At 71.8% G+C, this 5,989-nt stretch carries 6 protein-coding genes; 1 reads left to right on the plus strand and 5 read right to left on the minus strand.

Annotated features, from left to right (window positions below; translation table 11 throughout):
* The 5 genes from AC16DP_RS51400 to AC16DP_RS51420 all read right to left on the minus strand — a co-directional run.
* On the minus strand, window positions 1–922 hold a 922-nt coding region (locus tag AC16DP_RS51400), incomplete at its 3' end, for a HAMP domain-containing protein (protein WP_483957127.1).
* Between the two features lie 45 nt (window positions 923–967).
* Window positions 968–2,587: a chemotaxis protein CheA gene (locus AC16DP_RS51405; RefSeq protein ID WP_329727233.1), complete on the minus strand. Its 1,620-nt coding sequence runs from the start codon at window positions 2,585–2,587 to the stop codon at window positions 968–970.
* Between the two features lie 29 nt (window positions 2,588–2,616).
* Window positions 2,617–3,228 carry a GAF domain-containing protein gene (locus AC16DP_RS51410; RefSeq protein ID WP_329727232.1) on the minus strand — a complete coding sequence of 204 codons (612 nt, stop codon included), beginning with the start codon at window positions 3,226–3,228 and terminating at the stop codon, window positions 2,617–2,619.
* Window positions 3,225–3,608: a response regulator gene (locus tag AC16DP_RS51415; RefSeq protein WP_329727231.1), complete on the minus strand. Its 384-nt coding sequence runs from the start codon at window positions 3,606–3,608 to the stop codon at window positions 3,225–3,227. The genes AC16DP_RS51410 and AC16DP_RS51415 overlap by 4 nt, the downstream gene beginning before the upstream one ends.
* 38 nt (window positions 3,609–3,646) lie before the next feature.
* Window positions 3,647–4,813 carry a PilZ domain-containing protein gene (locus AC16DP_RS51420; RefSeq protein ID WP_329727230.1) on the minus strand — a complete coding sequence of 389 codons (1,167 nt, stop codon included), beginning with the start codon at window positions 4,811–4,813 and terminating at the stop codon, window positions 3,647–3,649.
* A gap of 551 nt (window positions 4,814–5,364) precedes the next feature.
* Here AC16DP_RS51420 and AC16DP_RS51425 point away from each other — a divergent pair.
* On the plus strand, window positions 5,365–5,989 hold a 625-nt coding region (locus AC16DP_RS51425; RefSeq protein ID WP_483957128.1), incomplete at its 3' end, for a protein kinase domain-containing protein.

Genomic DNA, 5,989 nt, shown 5'->3' on the forward strand with positions numbered 1-5,989 from the left:
GCTCCAGGCTCGTCGTCGTCTCCTCCACCGACGCCGCCTGCGTGCTCGTCCCCTGTGACAACGCCTGCGCCGCCGCAGCCACCTGCCCCGATGCCCCGGAGAGCGAGCCCACCGCGCCCCGCACCTCTCCCAGCACGCCCCCGAAGCGCTGCACCATCTCGCGCATGCCGGCCATCATCTGGGCCGTCTCGTCCCGGCCCTTCACCTCCACGGCCGTGGTCAGGTCTCCCGAGGCCAGCCTCACCGTGAGCCCCACCGCCTCGTTCAACGGCCGGGTGATGCTGCGCGCCAGCACCCACGCCAGCAGCACCGCCAGCAGCGGTCCCACGATGCCGCCCCCCACCAACATCCGCTTGACGGAGCTCACCTGGACATCGGTCACCTCGGCATTCCGCTGGTTCAGCTCCTGCTCGTCGCGGATGACGGCCATCGCCGTGCTCTGCATGAGCTCCAGGCTCTGCCGGCCCTTGCCGCTCTCCACGTAGTCGACGACGTGCTCCATCGGAACGCGTCCGGCCACCATGTCCCGGCGCAGCTTCACCTGGTGCTCGAGGTGGGGGAGGTAGTGCTGCTGGTATTGCACCATGAGCTGCTCCAGCAGCTGCTGCGCCCGGGGGTTGCTGGCCGTCAGCTTCCGCAGCTGGAGGTTGTTCTCGACGACGCTGGCCCTCCACTCGGGCAGGGCGTCGAGCAGGGACTCGTTGCCCGTGAGCGCGAACTCCGCCACCCGCTGCTCCATCTGCACCAGCTGGAGGCCCGTGGAGAGCATGGAGATCTGCACGTCGCGTGAGCGGAAGTAGTCCTGGTTGTTCACCAGCAGCAGGAAGAAGCCATAGGCCCCCCAGAGGGTGGCGGCGAGCAGCGCGACGAGGACCCCGAAGCCGAGCTGCAACTTCCGGGAGATGGTGAGGTTCTGGAGCATGGTTCTCTTTCGGAATGGAGGAAGAAGGCGCGAGCGGGCGGAGCGTCAGCTCACGGCGGGCCGCTGGCGGATGGCGGTGCGCAGCAGCGTGGGCACGTCCAGGACGAGCCCCACGCGGCCACTGCCGAGGATGGTGGAGCCGGACACGCCGGGCAGGTGGCGGAAGAGCCGGCCCAGGGGCTTGAGGACGCACTGGCCCTCGCCGAAGAGCGCGTCCACCACCAGGCCCGCGCGGCTGCCCCCGTGGCCCAGCACGACGACGCTCTCCCGGCCCGCCGCGGGGCCCTCCACGCCCAGCATCTCGCGCAACCGCAGGTAGGGCAGCGCCCGGCCGCGCAGGTTCAACACGCCGGCCCCCGGCTGCCCGGTGCGCTCCACCGGCAACTCCAGACACTCACGCACCGCCTCCAGCGGCAGCACGTACGTCTCCTCGCCCACCCCCACCGAGAAGCCCTGGATGGTGGCCAGCGTCAGCGGCACCCGCAGCGTCACCGTGGTGCCCTTCCCCTCCTGGCTGCGCAGCGTCACCAGGCCCCGCAGCGCCTCCACGCTCCGGCGCACCACGTCCATGCCCACGCCGCGCCCGGACACCTCCGTCACCGCCTCGGCCGTGCTCAACCCCGGCAGGAAGACGAGCTCCTCCAGCTCCTCCACCGTCATCCGCTCGGGCTCCAGCCCCAGCCCGCGCGCCTTCTCCCTCAGCCTGTCATGGTGCAGGCCCCGGCCGTCATCGCTCAGCGCCACCACCAGCGAGCCTGGCTCGTGGAAGGCCCTCAGCACCAGCGTGCCGCACGCCGCCTTCCCCGCCGCCTTGCGCTCCTCCGGCGTCTCCAGTCCGTGGTCCACCGCGTTGCGCACCAGGTGCAGCAGCGGCTCGCGCAGGCCCTCCACCAGCGCCGTGTCCACCTCCACCTCCTCACCCTCCAGCACCAGCCGCGCCCACTTGCGCTCCGTCCGCGTCAAATCCCTCACCGTGCGCAGGTGCTGCCGGAAGAGCGGGCCCACCGGCACCATCCGCACCCGCATCACCTCTTCCCGCAGCTCCTCGTGCAGCCGGTCCGCCTCGAGGTGCACCTCCAGCGCCTCCTCGGCCGTGCCCGTCGCCAGCACCCGTGCCAGCCGCGTGCGGGCAATCGCCAGCTCCCCCGTGAGGATGGCGATGCGGTCCAGCTTCTCCACGTCCACCCGCAGCGTGCGCGCGCGCCGCCCCGCCGCGTCCTCCACCCCCGGCTCCTCCACCCGCGGCGCGTACACCCTTCGCCGCGCCTCCTGCTGGCGCAACGCCTCGGCGCACGCCCCCAGCCGCTCCACCAGCGCCGCGTCCTCCTCCGCCGGCCGCTCCCGCCCCGCGAGCACCTCCGCCAGCAGCTCGCGCAGCCGGTCCACCGCCGCCAGCAGCAGCGTCACGTGCTCGTCCGTCACCGGCAGCCGCCGCTCCACCAGCGTCTCCAGCACGTCCTCCAGCACGTGCGATACGTCCGTCATGCCGGTGAAGCCCATCGCCGACGCCGCGCCCTTCACCGTGTGCGCACCCCGGAAGATGGCCCGCAGCGCCTCCTCGTCCGGGTGCTCCTCCAGGGAGACGAGCGTCTCCTCCATCTGCGTGAGGAGCTCGCCCGACTCCTCGGCGAACGTGGCGAGCAGCCGCTCGCGATCCAGTTCCAAGTGTGTCCCCCTCCCTCGAAGCCGCCCGCTCAGGACGGCTTGCCGGCGGCCATGCCGCGGGCGCAGAACAAGGCCCTGCCACCTTCCGTCGCGAGCAGCTCCAGCAGCTCACGGTCCTCGGGCTCGAGGCGCGGTTTGTGGGGCAGCAGGCCGAACAGCACCATCATCCCGAGGACGTGCCCCCCCAGTCTCAGCGGCACGCACGCGCGCGGCCCGTGTGTCCGGTGGTGAGCGCTCCCCGCCTCCATCAGCTCCTCCAGCCACGAGGCGCCGCTGCGCGCCGAGCGGCCGATGGGACCGTCCTCCGCCAGTGGCAGCCGGCGGAAGCGCTCGGCGTCGATGCCCAGCGACACCCGCAGCACCAGCTCCGCGCCCTCGCGCTCGAAGATGCCCAGCGTCTCCGAGCCCACCAGGTTGATGAGCAGGTCTTGGAGGATGTCCAACAGCTCCAGCGGCTGGAGCGTCTCGTGCAGCCGCTGGGTGGCCACGCGCAGACGCACCAGGTGGGCCAGCTCCGCCTCCACCAGTCCCTGGCGCTGCACGCGCCACTGCGCGTCCTCTCTCAGCCGTTCGTTCTCCGCGCGCAGCACGGCCACTTCCGCGCGCAGGGCCTCGTTCTCCCAGTGGAGTTGCTCCCTCATGCGCGCCGCGCCTCCTCCAGGTGGCCGCGCACCTTGGCCAGCAGCTCCTCGCCGTCGAAGGGCTTGGTGATGTAGTCGGTGCACCCGCTCTCGAAGCCCTGGCGCACGTAGTGCGGCTCGCCCCGGGTGGTGACGAGGATGATGGGCACGTCCCGCGTCTCCGCGCGTGCGCGCAGGGCCCGGCACGTCTGGAAGCCGTCCATGCGGGGCATGAGCACATCCAGGAAGATGAGGTCCGGCCGCTCGGTGGAGGCCTTGTCCAGCGCCTCCTGGCCGTCCCTCGCGGTGACGAGCTCGTAGCCACAGTGGGCCAGCATCATCCGGTGCAGCAACAGCACGGTGCTCGAGTCGTCGACGAGCAGGATCTTCTTCCTGGCCATGACGTTCCTCCTGCGGGCGATGGGGGAGACAGCGGGGACTACATGAGGCCGTTGCCGCGGATGAGCTCGCGCAGCTGCATCAGCCGCCGGGGGCTCATGCCCAGGAACTGGATGCCCATGCCGAGCGGATACGAGGCGGTGCGGCGCGCGGTGTACGGGTTGGACCAGGCGACGAGGCCGGGGCCCTCGAGCACCTCGCGGGTGGTGGGCAGGTGGATGCGCAGCTCCAGCGCGGCGCCGGCGCGGGCGGGCACCAGGGTGCGCACGAAGAGGGCCCCGGGGCTGAGCGCGCTGGAGTAGCAGGAGGACCAGGAGAAGGTGCCCACCTCGCGGTACTCCACCGGGCAGACGAAGGGCACGCGCTCGTCCACCAGCAGCGCGGCGAGGTTGCGCTGGAGCTGGCCGTTGATGCGCGACAGCAGGTGGCGCGGCGCCAGGGTGCGCGAGCTCAGCCACACCTGCCCGAGCATGGGCATCTCCGTGACGTCGCCGTCCGTCACCACCACGGTGGGCACCCGGCCCAGGCGCGCCTCGGTGCGCAGGCGCTCCACGCGCATCATCTCCTCGGCCGAGGTGACGCGGGCGCGCGTGAGCAGCAGGTGGAGGGGCTCGCCGCACTCGGCCACCCGGGCCACGGCCTGCTCATGGGTGGAGGCGTACAGCAGGTGGTGGCCACACGCCTCCAGGTCCGTGCCCAGGCCCCCGGGCGTGTCCGGCGCCTCGCCCACCAGCAGCACGGTGCGCGGGGTGCGCCGCTCCATCATCCGCGGCTCGAGGGGCCCGGGCCGCTCGCGCAGCACGTCCAGGCGCGCCTGCAGCTCGGTGATGCGCACCGGGCCCAGCAGGCAGTCCTCCGCCCCGCCCCGCACGCACGCCTCCAGCAGCTCCGCCGGCGTGTGGTCTCCCACCACCACGAGGAGGGGCACGTCCCCATTCCGCGCGGGGCCTCGCAGCGCCGCGCACCCGGGCGAGCCATCCGCCGGCAGCACCCGCCAGTCCACCACCACCATCAACGGCCGGCACCGGCCCAGCTCCACCCGGGCCGCCAGCAGGTTGTCCACCGACACCACCTCGCAGCCCACCGCGCGCAACAGGGGCGTGAGGTACAGCCGCAGCTCCTTGGCCTGGTCCACCAGCAACACCTTGCGCGAGGGCTCCGCGGACACTCCGGACTGCTGGGACAGTGCGTGCGTGGCGAATGACATGTCGCTTTCCCCCCGTGGGTCCGTGCCTCCTCTCATTCCCTGACATGGACAGGGAATCCAGGAGCACTGAGAGTAAATGATATGAAAGGGAAATACGGGAAACAATGCCTGCTCGCCTCCTGTCCTCGTGAACCGGGTCCGGCCCATGGACGCTAGCGGACACTCCTCCCCCACCCGGGGGCCGCCCCCCTCGTCTTCCCTCGGAAATCCAACGATTGCGGCATCCACTACCGGACAGCGCGGGGGCTCCGCACGGAGTCGGACATGGCCCTACCGGAGGCGCTCTGTTGGGGGGTCCACAGCATTTGAAATGCTGCTTCAAGACAGGCAAAACATTCCATGTCACGGGTCGGGAATCATCCGTCTGGGCAAAAACTCTCATGCGTCGAGGATGACCCATGTAAGCAATTGCCTGCCCTTCCCCGCTCGCGAGCGGGCGGGCAGGTGGGACCCAGGCTCGAGGCGGGTCCTGTGCTGGTGACCGCGAGACCGCGCCCACCACGGGGGGCACGCGACCTGATACGTTGAGGTCCTCGGAGGTCAGATCCCGCATGTCCACACAGACTCCATGCCCCAGCCCCAGGCCCGAGCCCCCCCTTCCCCCTGGCGCCGAGGCCGCGCCGCCTCCGCCCGACACGTCCCCGCTGCCGCCCGGCACGCGCATTGGCTGGGAGGAGGTGGAGGGGGTGCTGGGCAGCGGGGGCTTCGCCACGGTGTACCGGGTGCGCAGCCCGGACGGGTACGTGTCCGCCCTCAAGCTGCTGCCACTGGACCAGGGCCCCGAGCGGGCCGCGAGGGCCTGGCGCGAGGTGTCGCTGGGCATGCGCCTGCGCCACCGCCACCTGGTGCGCCAGCTGGGCGCGGGCCAGTGGCCCCTGGAGGCGCCCCGGTACGTGTGGGTGAAGCTGGAGCTGGTGAAGGGCCCCACGCTGGAGGAGTGGGCGCCGGGGCGCCGCCTGGGCGAGGTGGTGGAGCGGGTGCTGGAGGTGGCGCGGGGGCTGGCGGTGTCGCACGAGGCGGGCGTCATCCACCGCGACGTGAAGGAGGCCAACATCCTGGTGCGCCAGAAGACGGGCGAGGCGGTGCTGGTGGACTTCGGGGTGGCCTGGCACCCGGCCTGCCCCACGCTGACGAAGGGGATGTTTCCTCCGGGCACGCTGCCCTACCGGGCGCCGG

This window comes from Archangium sp. (assembly GCF_057119385.1).

Coding starts and splice junctions, on each gene's coding strand:
- AC16DP_RS51410 (WP_329727232.1), bottom strand. CDS start 3,228: ATGAGGGAGCAACTCCACTGGGAGAACGAGGCCCTGCGCGCGGAAGTG.
- AC16DP_RS51415 (WP_329727231.1), bottom strand. CDS start 3,608: ATGGCCAGGAAGAAGATCCTGCTCGTCGACGACTCGAGCACCGTGCTG.
- AC16DP_RS51420 (WP_329727230.1), bottom strand. CDS start 4,813: ATGTCATTCGCCACGCACGCACTGTCCCAGCAGTCCGGAGTGTCCGCG.